22 protein-coding genes and 1 pseudogene are annotated in these 22859 nt (G+C 48.4%); 16 read left to right on the top strand and 7 right to left on the bottom strand.

Annotated features, from left to right (window positions below):
- The 4 genes and pseudogenes from ACSHWX_RS16420 to ACSHWX_RS16405 all read left to right on the top strand — a co-directional run.
- A pseudogene (locus ACSHWX_RS16420) lies at nt 1-360 on the top strand (recombinase family protein); the annotation flags it as partial.
- Nucleotides 361-440: 80 nt separating this feature from the next.
- A complete protein-coding gene (gene mobC, locus ACSHWX_RS16415; RefSeq protein ID WP_435669319.1) occupies nt 441-869 on the top strand; it encodes a plasmid mobilization relaxosome protein MobC in 429 nt (142 codons plus the stop codon).
- Nucleotides 866-2371 carry a relaxase/mobilization nuclease domain-containing protein gene (locus ACSHWX_RS16410; RefSeq protein WP_435669318.1) on the top strand — a complete coding sequence of 502 codons (1506 nt, stop codon included), beginning with the start codon at nt 866-868 and terminating at the stop codon, nt 2369-2371. The genes mobC and ACSHWX_RS16410 overlap by 4 nt, the downstream gene beginning before the upstream one ends.
- Before the next feature lie 190 nt (nt 2372-2561).
- Entirely contained in the window at nt 2562-2741 is a 180-nt protein-coding gene (locus ACSHWX_RS16405; protein ID WP_435669317.1) for a hypothetical protein, read from the top strand.
- Nucleotides 2742-2786: 45 nt separating this feature from the next.
- Here ACSHWX_RS16405 and ACSHWX_RS16400 read toward each other — a convergent pair whose 3' ends face one another.
- On the bottom strand, nt 2787-4253 hold the full coding sequence (locus ACSHWX_RS16400; protein ID WP_435669316.1) for an RES domain-containing protein: 1467 nt from the start codon (nt 4251-4253) through the stop codon (nt 2787-2789).
- A 189-nt stretch (nt 4254-4442) separates the two neighbouring features.
- On the opposite strand from ACSHWX_RS16400, the gene ACSHWX_RS16395 reads away from it, so the two are divergent.
- On the top strand, nt 4443-5438 hold the full coding sequence (locus tag ACSHWX_RS16395; RefSeq protein WP_435669315.1) for a YiiX/YebB-like N1pC/P60 family cysteine hydrolase: 996 nt from the start codon (nt 4443-4445) through the stop codon (nt 5436-5438).
- Nucleotides 5439-5865: 427 nt separating this feature from the next.
- Here ACSHWX_RS16395 and ACSHWX_RS16390 read toward each other — a convergent pair whose 3' ends face one another.
- The 6 genes from ACSHWX_RS16390 to ACSHWX_RS16365 form a co-directional block, all read right to left on the bottom strand.
- On the bottom strand, nt 5866-6768 hold the full coding sequence (locus ACSHWX_RS16390; RefSeq protein WP_435669314.1) for a TIR domain-containing protein: 903 nt from the start codon (nt 6766-6768) through the stop codon (nt 5866-5868).
- A gap of 96 nt (nt 6769-6864) precedes the next feature.
- Nucleotides 6865-8592 (bottom strand): AAA family ATPase, encoded by a 1728-nt coding sequence (locus ACSHWX_RS16385; protein WP_435669313.1) that lies wholly within the window; start codon nt 8590-8592, stop codon nt 6865-6867.
- 41 nt (nt 8593-8633) lie between these two features.
- Nucleotides 8634-9698: a dsDNA nuclease domain-containing protein gene (locus ACSHWX_RS16380; protein ID WP_435669312.1), complete on the bottom strand. Its 1065-nt coding sequence runs from the start codon at nt 9696-9698 to the stop codon at nt 8634-8636.
- A gap of 107 nt (nt 9699-9805) precedes the next feature.
- On the bottom strand, nt 9806-10165 hold the full coding sequence (locus ACSHWX_RS16375; RefSeq protein WP_435669311.1) for a hypothetical protein: 360 nt from the start codon (nt 10163-10165) through the stop codon (nt 9806-9808).
- 3 nt (nt 10166-10168) lie between these two features.
- Nucleotides 10169-10957, bottom strand: coding sequence for an endonuclease (locus ACSHWX_RS16370; protein WP_435669310.1), 789 nt, complete (start codon nt 10955-10957; stop codon nt 10169-10171).
- Nucleotides 10950-12281, bottom strand: coding sequence for a DNA cytosine methyltransferase (locus ACSHWX_RS16365; protein ID WP_435669309.1), 1332 nt, complete (start codon nt 12279-12281; stop codon nt 10950-10952). The genes ACSHWX_RS16370 and ACSHWX_RS16365 overlap by 8 nt, the downstream gene beginning before the upstream one ends.
- Nucleotides 12282-13124: 843 nt before the next feature.
- On the opposite strand from ACSHWX_RS16365, the gene ACSHWX_RS16360 reads away from it, so the two are divergent.
- The 11 genes from ACSHWX_RS16360 to ACSHWX_RS16310 form a co-directional block, all read left to right on the top strand.
- The gene (locus ACSHWX_RS16360) at nt 13125-14111 is read left to right on the top strand and encodes a hypothetical protein (RefSeq protein ID WP_435669308.1); all 987 of its coding nucleotides are present in this window, start codon (nt 13125-13127) and stop codon (nt 14109-14111) included.
- The gene (locus ACSHWX_RS16355; RefSeq protein ID WP_435669307.1) at nt 14108-15262 is read left to right on the top strand and encodes a hypothetical protein; all 1155 of its coding nucleotides are present in this window, start codon (nt 14108-14110) and stop codon (nt 15260-15262) included. Before ACSHWX_RS16360 ends, ACSHWX_RS16355 begins: the two co-directional genes overlap by 4 nt.
- A gap of 29 nt (nt 15263-15291) precedes the next feature.
- The gene (locus ACSHWX_RS16350; protein WP_435669306.1) at nt 15292-15732 is read left to right on the top strand and encodes a competence protein CoiA; all 441 of its coding nucleotides are present in this window, start codon (nt 15292-15294) and stop codon (nt 15730-15732) included.
- An 821-nt stretch (nt 15733-16553) separates the two neighbouring features.
- Nucleotides 16554-17132 (top strand): hypothetical protein, encoded by a 579-nt coding sequence (locus ACSHWX_RS16345; protein ID WP_435669305.1) that lies wholly within the window; start codon nt 16554-16556, stop codon nt 17130-17132.
- Nucleotides 17133-17272: 140 nt separating this feature from the next.
- Nucleotides 17273-17734, top strand: coding sequence for a hypothetical protein (locus ACSHWX_RS16340; RefSeq protein ID WP_435669304.1), 462 nt, complete (start codon nt 17273-17275; stop codon nt 17732-17734).
- 94 nt (nt 17735-17828) lie between these two features.
- Nucleotides 17829-18158 carry a hypothetical protein gene (locus ACSHWX_RS16335; RefSeq protein WP_435669303.1) on the top strand — a complete coding sequence of 110 codons (330 nt, stop codon included), beginning with the start codon at nt 17829-17831 and terminating at the stop codon, nt 18156-18158.
- A gap of 80 nt (nt 18159-18238) precedes the next feature.
- Entirely contained in the window at nt 18239-18535 is a 297-nt protein-coding gene (locus ACSHWX_RS16330) for a hypothetical protein (RefSeq protein WP_435669302.1), read from the top strand.
- A 206-nt stretch (nt 18536-18741) separates the two neighbouring features.
- A complete protein-coding gene (locus ACSHWX_RS16325) occupies nt 18742-20352 on the top strand; it encodes a type IV secretory system conjugative DNA transfer family protein (RefSeq protein ID WP_435669301.1) in 1611 nt (536 codons plus the stop codon).
- Nucleotides 20353-20374: 22 nt separating this feature from the next.
- Nucleotides 20375-20623 carry a hypothetical protein gene (locus tag ACSHWX_RS16320; protein ID WP_435669300.1) on the top strand — a complete coding sequence of 83 codons (249 nt, stop codon included), beginning with the start codon at nt 20375-20377 and terminating at the stop codon, nt 20621-20623.
- A gap of 267 nt (nt 20624-20890) precedes the next feature.
- A complete protein-coding gene (locus ACSHWX_RS16315) occupies nt 20891-21226 on the top strand; it encodes a hypothetical protein (RefSeq protein ID WP_435669299.1) in 336 nt (111 codons plus the stop codon).
- A gap of 26 nt (nt 21227-21252) precedes the next feature.
- Nucleotides 21253-22859, top strand: a 1607-nt coding sequence (locus ACSHWX_RS16310; protein ID WP_435669298.1) for a recombinase family protein, incomplete at its 3' end; no start/stop codon positions are given.

Here is a 22859-nt window from a genome sequence, read left to right as displayed (position 1 = left end):
TTGCTCGCGCGTATTATGCAAGCAAGCAACGATGCGGTCATCGGTGCCTATGAAAATAAGATCACTGAACTGGAGAAATCAAAGGTGCTTATGGCAGAAAACCTTGCAGAAAAGGCGTCAAAACCCAAGAGGTATGAGGATTATCTAGAACTCTCCCTAAAGTTCCTCTCAAGCCCTTGGAAAATATGGGAAAGTGGCGACGCAAACTTGCGCAGAATCGTCCTGAGATTGGGTTTTTCGGGCGGATTTTCGTACCATCGCATTGATGGACCTAGAACACCCCAAATAGCGTTGCCTTTCAAGGCTTTAGGTATGCTTTCAGGGGGTATAAAAGTTAATGGTGCAGTTGGAGAGAGATAGTTTGAACTCTCTCTTCGATACCCTTCTCGAATGGGAAGCCCATCTCGCACAACATGATCTTGATGATCTGAGGTGCGGCGATGAGCACAACAGACAGTGATTTCAACGCAATAGCCCGAAAGAAGGCAAAGAAGAAACCTGCGCCGTTCTCGTTGCGCCTGACTTTTGAGGAACGCACCCGTCTTGAAGAACTGGCTGGTGACGAACCTTTAGGCAGTTACATCAAGCGCAAGGTCTTTGATGGTCAAGGTACGTCCAACAAGCGAGCGCGTTCAAAACTCAGACGCCCAATTAAAGATGATGCAAGCCTTGCGAAACTCTTAGCCTTGCTTGGCGGTTCTCGGATCGCGAACAATCTCAACCAACTGGCTAAGGCTGTAAACATTGGCGCTTTACCTGTTGTCGAGGAAACCGAGAAAGACATTCGTCGTGCATGCGCGGATATTGCCGCAATGCGGGAGACGCTTTTGCGAGCATTGGGCAATCGTAGCGATTTGGGGCCGTCATGATCCTGAAAGGCTCTCAGCGCGGCGGTGCCAAGCAGCTCGGGCTTCATCTTTTGAAGACCACCGAGAATGAGCATGTCGAAATCCACGATGTCAGGGGTTTCATGACTAATGATGTCGTCGGTGCGCTGCGTGAAGCTGAAGCCGTTTCAAAAGGCACGATGTGCAGACAGTTTCTGTTTTCGGTCTCGCTCAATCCGCCCGAGGCTGAATCCGTCCGCGTGGAGACGTTCGAGCAAGCTATCGCCGCAATTGAAGAAAAGCACGGCCTGACAGATCAGCCTCGTGTGGTCGTCTTTCATGAAAAAGAAGGACGGCGGCACTGTCATGCCGTCTGGAGCCGGATCGATGCTGAAACCATGACGGCTAAGCCGCTCTCTTTCTTCAAAAACAAGCTGATGGAGGTATCAAAGCAGCTCTATCTTGAGCATGGCTGGCAGATGCCCAAAGGCCTCGCCAGCGCAAAGGACCGCGATCCGCGCAACTTTACCCTGGCCGAATGGCAACAAGCCAAGCGGATCGAACGGCACGCCGGAGAACTTAAGGCTGATATTCAAGAGGCCTGGGCGATCTCCGACAGCCGCAACAGCTTTTCGCATGCGCTGGAAGAACGGGGCTTCTTCCTTGCACGTGGTGATCGGCGTGGTCATGTCGCGGTGACATTTGAGGGCGAAGTGATCTCGGTCCCGCGCGCCATCGGCAAAAAATCCAAAGATGTCACAGAGCGCCTTGGTAAGCCGCAGGAACTCAAAAGCGTCAGCGAAACCCGTCAGCGCATCGGCAAAGAAATCATGCCCAAACTTGCTTCGCATTTAGCGAAGGCACGCGATGACGCAGAAAAAGAGAAATCCGCAATTGAGACTCGCCGCCAAGAAATGCAGGTCCAGCAACAGGCAGAACGCGCCAAGCTGGATGCTGGGCAGAAAGAGCGCGCAAATGCCGAAGCAGCGGCAAGGTCAGCCCGTTTGCGCAAAGGCTTGCGCGGGCTGCTGGACCGCGTCACCGGCAAGCGCGCAGCGCTAGAAAAGCAGAACCAGATGGAAGCCATTTGGTCGCTTCAACGCGACCAAGAACAGCGTCATGTTCTGATCGAAGCGCAACTGAAGGACCGGCAGAGCCTTCAGATTGAGATCAAAGCTGTTCGAAATCGTCATGCCGAAGTATTGCGTGGACTTCATCATGATCGGACGAATTATAGTTCGATGAAGCGCGGGTTGGAGCCATTGGAAAAGAAGGTATCTTCCCCACAGAGGCGAAAAATCGACGGGACTCCGAAAATCGAATTATCTGCCAAGAAAGCGTATGTCGAAAGTCAGACTAAGATGTCGGCAGAGCGCGTAACGACGGCACGACAGCGCCTAAAAAAACTGCGCGAGGAACAGCAGCAAAAAACAACCTTGCAAGTGCGCCGAGCTGGAAGAGACGCCGTGTCACCGAAAGAACGCCTTCAACGCCTTCGCGATGGACAAACACGAAAGCCGCGCGGACCAGAACTCGACAGATAAGTAGTCCATCTTCTCATCAGGCCATGAAACCGAGCCTGCCGCCGCTGTATGCAGCATAAATACGAACGCCGTTCACCTTTGATCCGTTATAGCCAAGAAAAACAGACCAACCAAACCATCAAGCGCCTTTGATGGGTGTGGGCCGAAAGGCCCTGAGTGGTTTGGGGCCTCCTTGACGATGGAGGATCAAATGAAACTTGTCACACGATTTGAAGCAGCATCACGCAGTACAGCGGAATTGCATGGCCTTTTCAAAGAAGCGTTCAATGCTTTTGCTGCCGCGCCACGCGGCTCTGAAGAGCGCCGAACGGCTCTAAGCTCTTTAGAAAATATCGAGATTGAGCTGGCGTCCCGTACACCAGAATTTTAGCCCTTACGCGGCGGGCCTACAGGTCCGTCGCGCATTTCTGCCCGGCTAAAAATCGATTTCACGCTTTTCGAAGCGGTGCCGTCTGACCGAATGGCTGCTTGTGTCGATTTGGACCGAGTTGACTTCATGTACGCGTAGAGACCCGGTGTCGATCCTCAGTGCTGTTTCTCGACGATCAGTATCTTGCCAATCCGTCCAGTCTTCCAAATCCGGAACAAACGGGCCTCGCCTTCGGTCTTCGATTTCGACCTCTTCCTCTGAGGGCGGCACTGTCTCATTTACCGTAAAGTCCGGTTCAGGGCCGTCCTCATACATTGCGTATGTTCGCGCATTGATTTCGGTTCCTTCGGGGATCTCCATTTTTTCAGCTCGTGAAGCCTTTTGGAACAGAACCGCATTAACGCCGTCTCCCCCTGCTTGTACGGACGGAAACAAAATTCCGTCCAAGGGAACCTGTCCTTCAGTAGACAGATAGTCAGCGATGGCTTGGGTTGGCAAATATTCCATTTCTTGATCATCGGGCATGACTGGCCGCGCCATTTTCTTGGCGAGCGTCCTTAGAAACATCATTCGCCCCAGACGGTAAGCATAGTCAGGATCGAAAATACTTCCTTGTTCCTGAACGTTGGCCAAGGCCGCGAGGTCCAGAAGTCTCAATGGGCGGATAATTTCAAATCTGGCCATGGCAACCCAACTGCCAACAGGTGGACGAACTTCCGCTAATACTAATTCAGGAGATGTTGCACCATAGAACGCAGAAATTCCTCTCGCATTCATGCGTCCTGTGCCAGCAGCCCAGGCAGGCGGCGCGGCCAACTCAAGATCGGGCCGCATCATTGCTTTTTGCAACAGGGCTTCTGATTGGAACACGCGCCCCCGAAAGAGATGGGTGATCCCCGTATCCGGTCCGACATCCACGACAAGTGCGCTTCCTGCGCGTGTGCGCATTTCGTCTACCCGGTCGAAAAGATCGCTTAGATACTTGGCCGCTGTTCTGCTGAAAAACCGGGCTTCGGTCTTGATTAGTTTAACGAATTCAGTCCACTGTTCATGCCATTCTTGATCCCCCGGCATGATTTCTTCGTAATAGGCATCGGATGAAAATTCGTCTTCAATGCCCATTGTCCCATTCTCAAAGTCAAAATGCCGGTATTCTAGAATTGCCTGAACATCATCGGCTGCACCTTCGGATATGCTCGCTGCGTCCATAATGGCATATACTGACTGTTGGCCTTCACGATCCCAGTCATAGTCGATTTCCTTATCGCGCAGCATCGCATATTGGTAAGAATTTGGCTCTTCAGAAGTCCGCGAATAATGCGTTTCAAACGCGGCTTCAACCCTGTCTGCAATTTCCTCAAGCGTGAAGCACGCAAGCTCTTCGCCGCAGTACGAGCACTCGTCTTCCTCACCTTCCTTTTCCACGCGCTCTGAAAGAAAGACCTCGCCTACGCATGCTGTGCAAATGACCTTTTCTTCTAGGTCGTCGCATTCATTTTTTGTTATTGTCATGTTCTACTCTCATTAGCCGAAGAGTATTAGATCACCAAACACCAAGACGGCTGCAAGATCAGTATCGCTTTCCTAGGTAAGCGCGGCAAGAAAGTTCTACTTTTGAACCCAGTTATCTGAGAAAATGATGAAGCTGACGTTTGATCTATACCGCCATAAGAATAAAGATTTTCTGCACCAAAGGACACCATGAAAAAGCGACTGAACGAAAAAATATTGAAGCTTGGAGATGTGATTCTGACTACCAGCGACGCTGGAATCAGCAAATTGATCCGTGCCACCACCATCAGTCCGATTTCACACGCAATGCTGTATGTTGGTCACTGCTCGGTCATTGATGCGACGGGAGATGGAGTGCATTCGGCGAACACACAGCGACTGTTCTTCGAGCAGAACAATGCAGTATTTGCCCTGCGTCTCAAGGAAGAGTTGGACCCGTCCATCGCAATCAAAATCTGCAACTATGTCCGAGAACGCGTAGGAAGCGAATACGCGACTCTCGAAGCTGGCAGGGCGTGGCAAGGGTTGGGCAGTAAAGGCTCGTCCAAACAGTTTTGCAGCCGTCTCGTCGCACAAGCTTTTGCTGCCAACGGCTTCGATCTCGTAAACAACACTAATTTCTGCACCCCGAAGAAACTCCTGAAGAGCGCAAAGCTTGTGAAGGTCGCCAATGCCACCGTGGATGTCGCCGATGAGGAATTTCAGGCTTGGCAGGCGCACCCCAGCGGCCTAGACCTGATGCGGCAGTCTACGAACCACATTTTAACTGGTGCTCGTAAGATCGATAAGTCTATCCAACATCTTAGAGACGTTGACAAACTTGTGCTGGAGAATTCCAAGCATGACGAGACGATAATCCAGCTATATGTGGAGTCTGGGTTCTTTGAGGTCTGGAAAACCGATCATCAGATAAACCCGTGGCACTATGATACGAAGCTCATGGCAGAAGTAGGCAATCGGAATCCTGACGGTGTTCGCTGGTATTGCAAAAGCACTCTTTCCGAGGATTCCCGTACAGAAAATCGATACGTAGCGAACGCCACCCTCTATCAACACTACCAGTCTTTAAGACCAAGAAAGACCATCGTGATGCTGATGGCATTCTATCAGATGTTGGCAGAGCAACACGCCGATCGCATAGATATCGCAGAGGATTGGCTTAAAAAGAACCCATCAAACGATTGAAGAAGGCATTGCGGTCTGAACTGTGAGTGGTTGTCTTTTGCTAAACAACTTTTACCCTGCTATTCCTTTCTCAGATTACCGGTTGCGCATTCAACCGGGATTAGGCCCGCGCCAATGAGAGGGGGATGGCGGTCAAGACCCGCACGGCGTGAGGGGGATCGCCCGCCCTGCACAAGCGACAAAGGAGTGCGGAAGGACGAGGATACACGCTGTGTGTGCCCTACAGGGCGTTTAGGTCTTGATGGCTTGGGGGCCGCAGGCCCCTTTAAAACAAAGAGAGAAAGTCAGCCTCGCAGGGCTGGCCGATTAAACGCAAAGGATCGAAGCCGAATGGCTGAAACCGCATTGAAGGTTCGGTTCCAACATACCGATCAAAGGATGGTATTTTTAATCGATTGGAACGGCCAAAAGACGTTTGCTCAGTTTCTTAAACCTGATAGCCCGCTCCTCTTAATTCCCTGAGCAACTCTGTCTTCCAATTTCCTTCATGATCTAAGGAAACGTAAACCACGCCACTTATATCATTTGGCGTTTCAATGTTTCCTTTTACCAGAGCAGTCACATTACTTCGTCCAAGCTTAGCTATAAGATACCCGTGTTCAAAAACGACATTTTGTCTGGCACGATAGGATGCGGTTAGCGCTCCAACTTTTGCACCTGTATCGCAAGGAGTATAGAGAACAATGCCGAAACCCACGCCTTCACCAGAGTAATGTTCAATCTTCTCGATTATCGTCATTCCAGCGCTAGCCTGCTGATGGAGAATAATTGGCTCTAAGCCCAAGTCTGATACAAACTTGGAAGCCTCAAGCTTAGCCAAATCGTCGTGACCATGCACAATGAAGATCTTTTTCCCGCCACCATCTTCAGAACTAGATGCGCTAGGAGGGTTTCTGCGTAAGAATGAGGCTTCAACCTGCTGTTGATTTACATAGTTTCGCCGAACTAGTATTTCGAAAAGTGACTCATCCTTAATGGCCCAATGTGTTCTGGATAACTCCCATCTACCAAGATCAATTTCAGATTTCAGTGCTTCAATCGCGCCAACTGGAAGTTCAGGAATAATCGGGTCAAACTCGAAATGGATTACAACCGTCTCACTTCTAATTCGAACATCAGAAATATAACCGATTTTGGATGGGATCGGCTCATTTTCAACAACGAAAATGCATGGAAACGACTTTAACTCTTCTATCGCTTCTGGATTGAGTGATTTATACCTCTCACTAATCTGGTCCACGGTGTACTCAATCGCAACCCGACTGTGCGGCATTTCGTATGTGCCGTTCTGCCAGCTATCTTCTCCAGATGATATCAATAAATTGAACACGTACACTCCTGCAAAATTTGTCCCATTTTACTCTAAGGCATTACAATATTTGTCGTCTAAATTAAGAATAAACAATTCAAATCTCAGAGGTTTCTGCTATTCCGCTGCCAGAGTTTGATTGTGCATTTCTTCGATTTCGTTTCTAACGGTTTGGAACTGGTCCTTGCTCAATAGAGAAAGCTTGTTTGAGAGTTCGACAGTCGTGACCTTATCAAGCGCTGCCCTATCCTGAATATTTTCGACTGAGACAGTGGCTAGTATCATTTGTTGATCGCTTAAACGCTTTTCCAGCATAAAATTAAGGATGGCATCTTTGTTCGTTGCATCTTGTTCTTGCTGAAACGGTGAATCAATAAGCAGAGGACATGATACAAAGCCATTGAATTTTTTCATCGTGTGCAGGAACGCAAAGTACTGAGCAAGCAGAGAGCGCGGAAGATCGCTACCAAGCGCATTATTCTTTATCTGCTTTTCAAGCGTTTTGTAATCAGACTCGTCAAGAACGCTTACATTTAGAGAGTTTAGGTACTCTTTCATTCGAGCATGATAGTAGGTGACTATCTCTTTTTTAGCCTTGCTATCTAGCTTCAAGTCGGAGGCATTTGACTCGATTTCATTGTGAATACCCTGTTCCTTATTCAAGAGCACTTGGATATCGGCATTCAATGAACTGACCATTTCCTTCATACCCTCCGAAGCAATCAACTCCGATAAAGTTATGTTTTCCTTACTTCTGTGAAGCAGCGCTTCAACATTGGACATCTTGGACGACACTTGTGCGTACTCACTTTCAATCGCACTTAAACGTTCAGATGCATCGGCACGCTTCTTGAGCCATTGGTCTACCAGAGAATGGCAATGGTCGATGTCATCAAGGATACCAAAACGTTCGACAAATGAGTTTTCAAACTCTGTACCGCAGGTGGGGCAACCGATTTGGTCAGGTGTATCTGGCGACTCCGCATAGCTATAGTCAGCCTCGAGCTCGGAGATGCCGCGCCGTAGCAGATCAAGTTCCGTGTCGATTGTATTGCGCTGGTTTCTTAACTCTTTGAGACGCATAAGTACTTCTTGTTGCTCAGCATATATCGCATTGTAGCGATCTACTGCCTGCTCCATCTCTTCGCGAAACGCGACGGGATCAAGATCGACTTGGATGCGTTCTTTGCGTTTACGCACGGAATCGCGCGCTGCTTGCATAGACAAGCGTTCCTTTTCCACACTTGATAAACCCTCGCGAAGTTCCAAGTCGTTCTTTTTTGCATCATAGTAACTTTGTGGACGGACACCGAGATGAAACTCAATCATATTTTTTCGGTAATCTTTGAACTGCTGTAGGCCCTTAAAAGACGACCAAGTGGTTGACCAACCTTCGTCTTGATCAACATAGAAAGGTAGGAAATAGAATGCTGGCCCCGCAAGTCCGAGTTGTGAGTTTGCGTGACGCTCCAATTCAATATTAAAACCCAACAGCGGGTTTATAAAATTCGCTATGCCATCATCTGTCGATATACCTGTATGACGGGAGATCAGTTTCTTATTTTTATCAAATACTCCAAAATATCGCTCGTCACGTAAGACAAAGTACTCGCTGCCTCCAACATCGATCTTGACGCAATAGACAGCGTTTGCCTTTTTCCACACAGAGTTATTAATCTGGGGCGTATCAGCGCCGAGACAGTGATAGAATGACTTTATCAGTGTCGATTTACCAACATCATTTTCCCCGATCAGGAGATTGACGTTCGGCGTCAATCTCAGGTTTATCCCCGCCTTCTCGACTTTCGATAGTATCCAGATTTCTTTGAAGATGAGGTTTTTCACTGTATTGGCCTTTTCTTAGATTCCTTATTAACTGTCTGAACTCAAATTTCTTCATGATATACGAGCACCCCCAAAGCTCTGAGGTAATCCCGTTGGAAATATGGATTGAGGGATGTGTCGGGCTTGGCTAAAGCATCTATGTCGCTAAGGAAAACTGAGATTTCCTTAGCGACGCCCTTAGAGTCTTTGATCAATGCCTTGATTGTCTCGGAAAGCGCATTGACTTCCGAGTTAGTAGGATCATAAAAATCTGTATTGGCTTGAGGTATCTTCTTGTGAAGACGCATTATATCAACCTGTTTCCATCCCGCACTGATTAGTAAATTAGAAACAAGAGCGGTATCCAAAGACTTACTTGTTTGTTTATTCATCGTCGCCAGGGTTTGTTCTACGAAGGGCTGCCCAATACACTTTTTCTTAATTAGTTCTTCAGGTGATTCAACTTGATCAGAAGGGTAGTTGTTCCTTCTTGTAATCTCACTTTGAACAAGTCTGATCCAAGTTCGGATATTCAATCCATGGTCTTCGCCAAATTTTTCACAAAATAAATCGTGTGTCTCACCGTTAAGAAAGCTACGCATAGCCTCCAAGGATATACCTGTAACTTGGAAGTGAAGCTGATCAAGACGTGTGACATCAAAGCCTGGAATTTCGTCCTTCAGTTTTTCGGTGAGTTTATTCAGGTTCTTTTCATCAAGGTCCTTTGCGCAAATATCCTTATCAGAAAAATTGAAAGCGTTGTTTGAGACAAGAATTACTCGGATGTCATGCCCCGCACAGATGCCGTCAAAGTTAGATAACATCTTTTTTAGTATCGAATCTTTTTTCTTTGGCCGCGCTGTCAATGTTCCGAGCGTTCGTGCAGACGCTGATGAGGATGTCTTAACCTGACAAAATTCTACAAGTGTCGGAGCATCTGAGGGTTCAAGAAAAACGACATCATCATGGAACTCGAAGGCCACAAGATAGTCTTCGCCATCAATGTGTTTGCGGATCATTCGACAGAATGCCCAATCCTTTTGGTAGTCAAATCTGGACGCGCTATCAGCTCCCGCGACTTCTCTTTGCGGCTTGGCAGTCAGGCTTGAAAGTAGGTCGCTGGGCATCTATTTATGTCATTGTTAATAATGTAAATTTGCTTTGGAGTATGCCATCTTCGCCTTTTGCTTTGCAAGTATTAGTTGCATGATGCGCGATGGTGTCATCGGTGATCCTAGTCACCCATTGCAACCCAACCTCGGCTCCACTCAACGACATTCTTTCCAGAGCGGCTTTTTTCCAGCGGCCAAAACTTCCGTTGGAATTTTTGACCTTTGTACTCGACCATTTCCTTGCTTTTGGCGTTTGGGAACATCTGATCTAACTCCTTCTCGAGAACTTCGTTTTCACTTAGAGCCAGTTGGCCGCTAGCTTTAAGCGCGTTTTCAATCAACAGCACAAGGCGGCGCGCAGTCCTAATGTCCGCTTGGTATTTGTCCGGATTATTGCCGGTGTATCGTTCGAACTTATCTTGCCATTCGCGTAATGATTTTGTTGCTTCTTCGAGATCATTCGGGGTGTATGTCTGTTCCATAGTTTAGTCTCTGTAGTCCCGAATTGCATTCTGATCCAGTTTGCTAGCAGGAACCAACCTATAGTGCCGTTCGTCGACGACCTTGATTTCGTCATTTTGCAGTGTGAGTTCGAATAGAGCGATTATTTCGTCTTCCATAAATTGCGCGGCGATTGCTCGGCATCTCATCTTAGGAAATTTATCTTCTACAAATCGGATGTCTTGAGTGGTTTGAACAATCCCGATTTGATCTTTCCCGCCTTTGGCTTGTACCGGAATCACGAAGTGGCAACCGCGTTTGTCTAGCCCAACATAGAGTTCGTCAATTTCAATCTGCCCCAGGTCCTTGACGGTTGTGCGGAGGTGGTTCTGTAGGCTGTAGGTCGTTAGTCCAAGAAAGGTATCAATGAGCCTGTTATAACGTACGATCGCTAACAATGCCTGTTCATCATCTAGGGCATAAGCGCGAATGAGCTCTGGTGTGGAATCAGGAATGTCTACAACTAGAAGATCGTCTCGCGGTACGATTCTAGTCTTCTTGACTAGCTTGAAGCGATATATGCCTTTTCCGGCACCTTCGATGATCCACTCAAGCCCTTCAGGCTGCGTTTCGAGTATACTTTCTGGTAGCTCGTTACGATATCTAAACGAATAAGGAACGTCTCCAATGTTCTTAACGCGTTTGAAGCCTAGATCGGCGGCCCCGTCTTCGAGCTCTTCTCTATCAAATTCAAAGGCCTTGTCGCCGTCTTTGAAGTTGTCAAAGAATACCTTCTCAATCAAAGCCTGATAGCGGTTTAGTTTCTTAGCCATGTACAGCCTGCCCAGCCAAGCGCTCGCGCTCAATATCGACTTGCTTTCTCTTTTTAGCGCCACTTTTTTGATCGCGACGGCTAGGCATGCGATTTACGTTAAAATATTTCGCGGCGCGTGAAAGGTCGTAGGTCAAAAGACACTCATCGCCGAGGTCGATTGTCTTATGAGACTTGGCGGGCGTCACGTTAAGGGATGCCATTACCGCAGACGCTACAGCTCGTGCGAGGGGCGGAGGAACTGCGTTTCCGATTTGCCGTGCACCATGCCACTTCGTGGCGTTAAGTCGGAACCAATCTGGGAAGCCATGAAGGCGTGCCATTTCACGCACTGTTATGCAGCGGTCAAAGCGATAATGGATTGGCCTCGGGCTAGTAAAAGCCCCACGCGAACCATCGGTTCCTGCACGAAGCGTGTTTGAGACCCCAGAATCTGGCAGTCTAAAGAACCTGCTAATTGGTTCAACATCTCCAGGCGTCGTTTCGGAAAACCTGCGACGTGAAATTTCAGTATGCTCGGTTCTGGCGCTTGATGTCAGAACATCAGGGTTCCAATTGCGCATATGTCCGAAGTGCCAAGCTTCATTGCTAAGACACCGCATCTCACTTGCGTATCTTGATGGTTCTCCAAAGCCAGTCGTTGAAACGGTGTCTCCTTTGAGCAGGGTTTTGAAGCGATCTGCATTTGGGATGTCGGCCAAGGCTTCGTGGCAAGAAGGACCTTGCTCTAGGTTCTCAAATGCGGGTTTGCGTCCAGCAATATTGGTTTGCGGTGCTGGATAAGTAGGCAATGTCATGCCCTTTCTGCAACCCATCAAGAATAACCGCTCGCGTGATTGCGGGGTGCCAAAGTGTGCCGCATTTAGGACCTTCCACGGAACAAGAACTTCATATCCTGCTTCATCAAATGCCGAGACCAGCTCTTCCAGAAATTTTTTGTGTTTGCCGACAGTGAGGCCCTTTACGTTTTCAAACACAAAAGATTTCGCGCCCAGTTCGGTGACAAGTCGAACGAAGTCTAGGACCAGTTCGTTGCGTGGGTCGTTTAGTACTCTATGGCCAATTAGGGAGAAGCCTTGGCAAGGTGCTCCGCCGAACACGCAGTCCACGTCTCGATTTCCAATGCCAGCGGCAAGTCTAATTTGGCTTCCACTTAGGCTGGAAACTGAAGCTGGGATAACGGCAGTTTGTGGAAAGTTGAACTTATGCACGGCGCAGTGAACAGGATCAATCTCAACGGCTGCGGCAACATCAAAGCCAGCTTGTTCGAAGCCAAGGCTCATGCCGCCAGCTCCTGCAAAAAGGTCGATACCTATGGGCCGCATTTTGTTCTCTTTGTGCTGTGCTGTGTGGTGATTCATTTGAACATGATAGCGCGCCTACATCACGATGTCGATCGCTTTTTACAGAAATGGCACAAATCATTGTGGACACTAGCCAGCGCTCTCAAGACAATCAAAGTCTGGGCTCCAAGGGCGTGAAACACCTTTGGTCGATGGGAAGGTTCCAAGGAAGGGTAGCGCAACAGCTCCCTTCCTGGTCAGGATTGCATAAGGGCAGGAACGCTCTTTGCTCTCGATGAAGTCGCCTCCATGAAGTGGCCTGGGGTCTTGGGGGTAGGAACGCCCGCCAAGTTGATGGGTGCAGGGAGAGCGAAGTCTTCCGCGAGTGGGTTTCAAGGGGCTGCGATAAGCCCTATTGATCCATGGTTTGCGCATAAACCCGTATGGCTTCCGCCGAGGAGCGGGGGTGTAAGGATCAAAGGTGCGGTCACGCAGGACCAGAGCCACGCGCAGGTGCAGCACAGCGAACCGAGCATGGCGAGGACCCACCCTTTGATCCGCGCGGGGGCAGCAGCCCTAGTTGTCATGGGGGGTATTGGGGGAGCGGACAAGCTCACCTGATTGGGGATAAATCGACCAGATGATTGTGCATGGTTTGGTGCAGGTGGAGAACCTTCTGCAATTCGCAATCGCTCTCACTATAAAACCAAGCTGCCTACGTTCGCATTCGTGTCACTCCAACACAACCATGGATTAATTCAGTTAAGTACTTAATATTAATAAATTCCACACATTTGCAGCAATGTAAAAAACTCGACACATCCACACATTCATGAAACTATAAGTTATAAATTTGTACCGAATTCATTTACATTAGAGATACACATGCCAGAGCTAACCACATTGCAACTAAAGGAAATTGCTGAAAAAATTGTACTTTCCCAAGGCAACAACTTCATCAAAGAGCTCCTTCGCGCGAACGATGTCAAGATTGGTAAGAACAAGGAGGAATTCCTTGCAAACCTTCACCAAGGGATTGACGATGGCTTAATCAATCAAGCTAAGATCGATGTATGGCTACGCGATATTGAAGGTTGGGGAAACCAACACGTTTACCTATTTGCACTGCCTCAGATTGAAAAAGATGATCTTGAGGCTGTGATGAGTCAGTCCCCATATGCCGCTATACTGGAAGATCATGAGAACTATGAATTCCCAGAGGAATTGGCTCTCAAAACTGCTGCCTTAAACGATACAGAACTATCGTTGGGGTGGAGAGAAGGAAGAGACAGTTGGGTACGTTCAAAGGTAAAAGACTATCGGCAACGGCTTGAAGGCGATGAGTATGAGTTTCGTGCGTACAGAGAGAAGTCAGAGAGAAAAATTGCCCGTTTCGTTTGGGAGTTTGGAAAGCCGTTTTGTGCCATTTATATCACTCACCCCAATGAGCATGGGGTCCACGAACAAGTGCTTGCACAAATTTGGTCAGATTTGAACACTTTCGCTGTAACCGACGCCCCTTTGCAAAAAATTTCTCTAAGTAGCTCATTTAGTAACCTGAACCAAAAACCCGAGCTTAAGGTCAATTCGGTCAAGCTCAATGTGGATGGAGGCCATGTTAATTTGGTTGCGACAGCCCCACAAACAGGAATTCATGAAATCGAGGCTATTCGACAAGCTCAGATTGGTATTGATGCCAATCAATTCTCTTCATCGGATGGAATTTTTCATTTCAACGAAGAAAATCTTCCCGGCCTTTCTAAGCAGGTAAAGGTTGAAGGTTCAGGAACGGACTCTCGAATTCGTATATGGGCTCAATGCACTCGCGAGGACGTTGGATTGATTGTAAACGAAGTAAACGCGTCACGATGACAATTGATCTCTCCAGATACATTGGCCGTCACGAAGAGCAGTTGGTTGCGGTCGTACAATCAAGGTTGGAAGCTAATACCTCCTCTGCGCTCGATCCCAATCTGATAAGAAAAGACGTCTCGGATCAAGTTAGCACTGAGGAAGTGATAACGTTTCTTGAGAAACTGGTGGCAGATGAGTTGGTCTTCGCCAATAATATTAAGCTCTGTGCATCAGAGCAATGTAGCGAAGCAGAGACGGTTAATCCACTCACAGACGAAGAACTTGAAGCATCTAGATGCAGCATATGCGACCAAGATTTTGCGGATGCAGGTGAACCACATGAGCAACGCCACTACTTAACACATTCACCGATAAGCAGAGATATTCGATGGATGATTGTTGTTCATGGTTTCAATACAAGGGGGCCATGGCAAGAGGAACTCAGCTGGAACATTTCGAACAAACTTGCGTATGCTGCACCAATTTTGATCTACAAATACGGTTTTGAACGACTAGGAATTTTCTTCCGTTCCAGACACAAAGAACTGGTCAAAAAACTTGGTTCTGAAATCTCGTCAGCAATCGAAAAGTCAAAGTACTCTGAGCGAGCGGGGCCACCTGATGTGATCGTGCATAGCTTCGGCAGCCTTTTGTTTTCTAAGTTACTTCTATCCGATGATTTCTCGGATCTGAAATTTGGAAGAGTAATATGTGTCGGCTCGGTTATCTCCCCGCAGTTCGACTGGAAGAAACAGATTGATGAAAAAAGGGTAGAAGCCGTTCTATGTCACAGCGGCGGAAAGGACGTACCTGTAAGGATTGCTCAGTTCGCCATTCCGGATTCAGGACCGGCGGGCTACTTAGGCTTCAACAGCCCCTCGGTGGAAAACGTGCACAACAAACTGTTTTCACACTCATCCGCGTTGGAACCTAAAAATATCCGTGCTCAATTGGAAAACGGAGGCCTTTGGGATCGTTTTCTGACGGCCCCCGTTGGTAAGTTCGGTGATGAGGATGAAGTAAAAAAAACCGAATGGCGACCCGTCTGGAAGATCGTCAGAGGGCTCTCAAGAATACTAATTCTTGCGTTTCTTGCAGGTTCGTTAGTTCTAGTCTGGGCCGTATCATCCAGTTTGTTCATGTGCCTCAAAAGCTCTCTCGGGGTCTAATCAAATCCCTGCCCGTATAGGAGGATTATATGAAGTTCGCATTGGTAAATGACATAAGGCAAGACCCTCTCCCTAAGCTTAAAGGCATATGCGCCAATTGTGGCTCGGAAATGGTTTCGAAGTGCGGTCGTGTAAAAGTCTGGCACTGGGCTCATAAGGGCCGAGAGCATTGTGACCCATGGTGGGAAAATGAAACACAATGGCATCGAGACTGGAAAAATCAGTTCCCAACCGAATGGCAAGAAGTTTCACACATTGATCCTGTGACTGGTGAAAAACACATAGCCGATGTCAAAACTCCACATGGTTTGGCAATCGAATTTCAGCACTCTCCCATTAAAGCAGAGGAAAGACAGTCCAGAGAGAAATTTTATGGTGATCTAATTTGGATTGTCGATGGGCTTAGAAATGATTTAACCAAAGCATATTTTGATATGGGGTTAAGCGGCCCGATACAAAAAAACCGTTAGCATATGGTATCCATTGGTTTGGTCGAAGCCAATTTCTTAACAATTGGGTCGAAAACTCTGCCAAAGTCTTCTTTGATTTTGGAGATGACCTCCTGTGGAGATTTCCGTTTTATGACACCGAAAAAAAATCTGGTATGGTTGGACCTGTTCCAAAATCGGCCATAATTGAAGATTGCATAAACGGACTGTCTTTCAGAACAGGTGCAATTGATGACGACGACGCTTCAATGGACTTACCAAAGCCATTGCAAGAAATCTATAGATCAGGATCACAAACTGATTAACTGTTTTTTTGAACCGCAACGTGTAAGGTTTGGTGCAGGTGGAGAGGCCAATTCTCCAAACCCTGCGAGTGGGTCACAAGGGGCGACGATACGTCCTTTGAACAGGTTCAGCTTTGGCAAGCTGGCGGCATTCAATCGGCGCACGGTTGATCTATGGGGTGTTGGGGAGAGATGAAATCTTCCTGACGAGGGATCAAACACAGATATGTTTGCATGGTCATGAAAGGCTCAACGCCGCCTCATGGCCAAAGCTTTGGGGGATACAACGGGGGAGCGCAGCAGCCCCCTTGTCAAGACGTGTGGTACTACCACACACACCTTGCGGGTGATAGATATTGATGGATGTAGATAGATTTCCCAAGACAGAGAAGTTTAGAGTTCCCCGCAAATCGCATTGCCCGAAGTGATTTTGAGGCGACGGTTGTAACTGCATCAAAGCGCTGACATATAGTGGTTAACCACAATTTATAGATCAGATTTCGATTATGACTGATGTTTGCAGTCTACAGACGTAAGAGATGGGAAAGTTGGTGCACTATGACTAAAATTGGTGAGGTCTTAGATGTTGTCGCAGATACTTTTGGAACAACACCAGAGTATCTACGTAGTGAAAAGCGTGACCTAGGCTATGCAAATGCGCGTTGCGCCTTTTATTTCGTTGCGTCCCATCTTCTCGATTTTTCTGGAGAGGAGATTTCTTCGGAGATTGGCCGTAGCCCGTCCTCCTGCATCACGCTTGCAAAGCGCGCCGCCTCAAAAATCGTTTCAGACACTGATTTCCGATGCAAACTTTCCAGAATAATTGCAAAAATTCCAATTTCCGACTATAATAGTAAGGTATTATTTGAGGAAATTTTTGAGGGATGCGAAGACGGCTCTTTGAGCGCGCCTGCAATTAGAGAGAAACTGAAGAAAAGAAGAACTAGAGATCAATTCAATGACCCAGACAAAGAGCGATACGATCAAGTCAACCGATCGGACAAGCTTTACTCTGCCCGCGTCGATCCGTCGATTCCTGGTCTAATCGATGATTTTCGAAAGAAATCTGGAATGACTAAGCGAGAAATTACCGAAACGGCTCTTCGAGAGTTTTTAGAACGACATGACAAAAGTTAATATATCGTGGTTAACCACGTATTGACTTAGTGGTAAACCACGATATAGCCTTGAAGGGCGGCTACGACTCGCTGTGCCGCTAAGACCTTAAAAACATGCGTTCAGTTAGGACTAAACGCACCTTCAAGAGGAGAGGCGCTATGCCAAGACGTATTCCAATTGGCACGACAATATTCTGCCCTGACACTTATAGCCCAATGCTAACGACTGCTGACGTTTCAAATCCAACTTTAGTGACATGTCTTAAAACACGCATCGTGGATTTAGACGTTCATCATTCCAAGCTGCTAGACCACTTTGCCAATATGAATCGTGATTACATGGGGCGGTATTTCGATGAAGAAGTCGGTTTTTTAGACCTATCCACGGGCTGCTTTCAAGAAGTGTTTGTTGATTTGGAACCTCTCGAAGATGCACCCATCGAGTGGTGGCGCGACAATTTTTCCGCTGTGGTCGCCCAAAGGCCAGTTGAGCGTCTGCGCTGCGAAGCGCGACCAAGATGGCGGGCGTTGGGTAGCATCTACTTTGCTTGCTACCCTTGGGCGCGGTCGCAAGTTATTCTCGAAGCCGCCAATGATAACCGCGCGCCGAAGAATGCCTGACTGCTATCCCCCAAAAACTAAGTAGACCAACACTTATGCTCAAAAGCACCGTCTTCAAAAGGGCGGTGCTTTTCTCACAAAATGAGGTGTACTAATGACCAACGTGTCTTGGCTTAGTCTGCTTGCCTCCAGTGGCGGCTTTGCAGGCGGAAGTTTTTTTCTCAAACGTTACGCTGATCTCGGAACCCTTAGCGATCTTGGCTATGCGTTCGCAATCTTTGCGCTCAGCAACTTGATTTATGCCCAAGTGCTTGCCAGAGGTCTCGGGCAAGGTGCTGCAATGTCCAGCATGACCCATTTAATCCTTATGTCAGTTTTGGGTGTGGCCGTGTTCGGGGAACGGCTGAATTACTATCATGTGGGTGGTTTGATGTTTGCCCTTTGCAGCATTTTTCTGTTCGCGCAAAGCACGCAGCCAACTTAACCCCCGAAACTAGTACCCAAGTCGCGCTATCAAAGGATTCGAAGGACAGCGTTGTTCTTCAAACTTGGGAGTTTCAAACAATGTTGAAAAACACCAACCACGCTCAGGCGGGGCAGAATGTCTTTATGTCTTCTGTTGTCGGCCTAGCAAACACTGTCGCAGTTATCGCGACCTTCTTCGGTGCGCCGGAACTCTGGCGGCGCACCGTCGGCTATGTACGAGAAACAACATATCAGTTGAACGGCCCTGCTTGGGTCGATTTTGCGACCATTGCCTGGTTCGCAATCTGTGTTGCTCTCGTCTTCTACATTTCAAGGGCGTCCATCGGCACGGCCTTGATTTTCGGCGGGTTGGCAATCGTTACCCGCTTCATGTGAGAAAATGCCAGAAAAGGAGGGTATCTCATGGCTAAATACAAACCTGTTGGAACCGTTTGGAAGAAAGAGGACAGCGCCTGGCCTGCTGTGATCGCGGTCGTGATCTTTTTCATCGTACTCGGTGCAGTCTTCGGCTGATCCGCTTAAATGTAACTTTCAATCAAGGGGTCGCCAAATGGCGGCCCCTTTTTTCGTGGGAGAAACCAATGGTTTTTGACAATGAATCTAACCGCTTCGGTAGCGCTTCATGGGCGACTGAGCGTGAAATCAGGGAAGCAGGTCTACTCGGCAGACAAGGGATGCAAATTGGTTATATCGGGCAAAGCCCGCTGCGGCTGGAGACTGATGCACCGCGTCTAAGCATCGCTGGTGCGGGGGCTGGAAAAATGCGCGATTTGTTATCGATGGCGGTAGCAGAAGCTGCCAGCGAACGAAATTTCATCCTTGACCCGCGCGGTGAAATCGCTTCGGTCACGATGGTGAATTTTGCGATGGCAGGAAGTCACGCCTATTGCTGGAATCCGGTCGGTATGCATGGATTGCCGCAGCACGCGATGCAGCCGCTAGACATCCTCAAGCTTGAAAGCCCGCAATTTCATGCAGATTGCAAAATTATCCTTGAAAGCCTGATCCCGATAAGTGGTTCGGCGAGTGGGAAGTATTTCGAACTGCGCGCCCAGGAATGGGGCGGCGCGTTTATGAAGATGCTGGTCGAGCGCGACGGCGAGGTCTCTTTTCCGTCACTTTACCGGACCACCAATGCCATTGAATCCAATACTGGAGAATGGCCAGACATCCTCGAATTTATGCTGGGCTCTAGCATGGAAAGTGTCCGGCGCTGCGCTGGTGAAATGCTGGCCAAACAGCAAGACAGTGCGCGCGAGTTTGGTGCAATCGTCGGAGAGCTTTATGCTTACCTGAGCTTTCTTGATGATCCAATGTTGCAGGCCGCATTGGAGAAACCGCGCGCGTCGCTTTCCGCGACTTGCAATCCGTCGCAGGCTGCGACGTGGTTTCTGAACGTACCCGTCGAATATGTTTCAATTTGGGCTCCGGTCCTACGCACGATGTTCACTGTGCAGATGCTTTACAAATCGCGCGCGCCGTCATCGCCTCCGGTTAATATGATCATAGATGAGGCTGGCCAGCTTGGAAGCTTTGACGCGCTCCTTCGTGCCTATACTTTTGGGCGTGGCGCTGGTGTCCGCGCATGGGCGTTGTTTCAAGACGCGGGACAAATAAAGCGAAACTTTGGGCCTACAGGTCTTCAAGGCTTTATGGGCTCTGCCGCGCTTCGGCAGTTCTTTGGTGTTCGGGATTATGAGACCGCTCAATTTGTGTCGTCAATGCTCGGCCAAGAGACGCTGGAATATGATGATACGCTGCGCCAGGCACAGGCGCGCCAGGCCAAACGACAAGCTGCAATGAGTATCCTAACTGGCAACGACCCGTTCTCGGCGGCGCAAAACCTTCGTCACAACGCCTTCCTTGAAACACACAGGACAAAGCAAGCGCGCTCACTGATGACATCTGATGAAATATTGGCGATGCCGGAGGATCGACAGATTTGCTTTGTCTCGGGAAAAAGTCTGAGCCCCATGCTTGGGCACAAATACCCTTACTATCAACGGCCTGAGTTTGCAGGGCGCTTTCTGCCCAATCCTTATCATTCGCCCTTCGACAGCGTTTCTATCCCCCGCCGTTGGGGAACGTCGCAGGCTAAGGTGATCACAGAGACTGTGCCGCGAAAATTCGTTGACTTCCCGCAATACGATGCAGGTTCATGGTCTTACATAAACGGCTATCGACCTCGCTAATGCATAATTAAAGGATAAACGCATGTCCAAACGTGATGACAAAAACGAACCTAGCTTTGAGGTTTTCTCAGTGAAGGACGGACCGGAAGAAAAATCGTTCTTTAACCGGATTGGAACTGCGTTCCGGCACAAAGATGGAGAGGGCCATACGATCTCGTTGAATGCCTTGCCAGTGAACGATAAGATCGTCCTTCGAACACCGAAAGAGCGGTTGGACGAGATGCGTTCACCGGCTCCGCGCCGTCGCGGACGTGAAGATCGCGACCGTTAAATGAGACTATTAGAGGTGTTTGGCGGTGGCCGGACACCTCTCGAGCTGTCGGCGCTTTTTGCGAAGCCCCTATAATTCATGATATAATTGAAGATAGGTGCACAACCGGAAGCCGCTCTCAGCAAGCTCTAGACGCTGCAATGCACCATTCGCGAACGATCTTTGAGACGGACGCGACAAAACTCCAGACACGCAAGTGCCTCAACGCGCCGCTTTAAAAGTGGCCGCGAACGAGAAAATCTTGCCAGATGATAAGGATCATTCTCCGTGAAAGATGTTGAAACCAACAGTATCCCTGATTTGGCTGCTGCAATCGAAAAGGCGGCAAGCCAACAACCCTCTAATCATCTTGAAATCGATCTTGAGCGCTATCAGGGATATCTTGACAATCCGTCGCTCACTCCGGAGCAGAAAACAGAGTTTCTGGAAAAGCTGTGGATCATTGTATCCGCGTTTGTGGAGCTCGGTTTCGGAGTGCATCCGGTTCAACAAGCCTGTGGAAAACATGGAACAGAGCTTGATCCAAAGGCAAATTCGGAGTCCACTGGAATAGAACCTGAAATTGACACGCAACACCAAGAAACAGACGCGCCAGCCATCTAACGGCCAGTGCGGAAAGGAGAGGATTCATGGGAGTCCCAAATACAAAAGAAAACCTAATAACTGCGCTGATTTATTGCAGAGTTTCAACGACTAAGCAGAAGACAGAGGGCTCTGGTCTTGAAAGCCAAGAGCACCGTTGCCGTCAATATGCCGAAGCCAAGGGTTACGACGTCGAAATGGTTTTTCCTGACGACGCATCCGGCGGCGGCGATTTCTTAAATCGCCCAGGTATGCGGGCCATGCTTGCATATCTTGAAGCTCAAGAAGGCAAACCTTACGTCATCATCTTTGATGATTTGAAGCGGTTTGCCCGCGATACGAAATTCCATTGGATGCTTCGGGAAGAATTCGCTCGTCGGGGGGCATTGGTTGAATGCCTCAACTACAAATTTGAAGATTCCCCAGAGGGCGTTTTTGTGGAGACTGTCTTTGCTGCGCAAGGTCAGTTGGAGCGACAGCAAAACCGCCGCCAGGTTATCCAAAAAATGACTGCCCGTGTTGAGAAGGGCTATTGGGTGTTCCACGCGCCCATAGGCTACAAATTCAAGACGGATCGTATTCATGGAAAGTTACTTGAACCCAATGAACCCATAGCTGGCTGTTTGCGTGAAGCGCTTGAAGGTTATGCGGCTGGCCGCTTCCGCTCTCAAGCGGAAGTGCAGCGCTTTCTTGAGAGTAAGCCTGATTTTCCTAAAGATCAGCCCAACGGCAAAATCAGGGCTTGGAAGATAACCAAAATTCTAAAAAATCCGATCTATGCCGGTTATGTGCAAGCGAAGAAGTGGGGTGTATCCCTCCGCAAAGGGCATCATGAGCCTCTAATCAGTTTCGCTGCATACGAACAAATTCAAAGAAATCTTGTGGAAGGCGCGCGTCCAGCGGCCCGCGCTGATTTCAATGAAGACTTTCCCCTTCGCGGCTTTGTCGAATGCAGTGAGTGTGGGAATGGCATGACAGGGGCTTGGTCAAAAGGATGCCGTAAGCACTACGCATACTATCGTTGCGTGACACGCGGCTGTTCTCAGCAAAGCAAGTCGGTTCCTCGTGCAAAGTTTGAAGCAGGCTTTGAGGACGTCTTGAAAAGCGTGCAACCTAGCAAGCAACTGATCGATCTCGCCATTGCCATGTTTAAGGATGCGTGGAATGGGCGTCTCTCGGTCATGCAAACTGAGAGGCTTGAGTGGAAGCGTAGAGCGAACGCTGCTGAAAAAGACATTCTGAAGCTTGTTGACCGTATCTTGGAAACTGAGAGCCAGACCGTTCAAAAAGCCATAGAAGCCAAAATTGAAAAGCTGGAACGTGAGAAAATCGTTTTAGTGGAAAAGGCGGCGGAACCGCTCCCAAACGTGGGCAGGTTTGAAGAATGTATTGAACTCGCGCTTCAATTTCTCTCAAGGCCTTGGGATATATACAAAAATGGAAGCTTTGCAGTACGTCAGACAGTGCTGAGATTGGTGTTTTCGCAGCCTCTGACGTTCACCCCAGATGGGGTGTATGGAACTATAAAAACCACTTTACCTTTCAAGGTGTTAGGTGGCTTATCTTCAAAAAAGTGTGAAATGGTGCTGCTGGGGAGAATCGAACTCCCGACCTCTCCCTTACCAAGGGAGTGCTCTACCTCTGAGCTACAGCA

The organism is Maritalea sp., from assembly GCF_051251695.1.
GTDB lineage: Bacteria > Pseudomonadota > Alphaproteobacteria > Rhizobiales > Devosiaceae > Maritalea.
The sequence above is the reverse complement of the archived record's forward strand: the minus strand, read 5'-3'. Positions and strand labels throughout refer to the sequence as shown.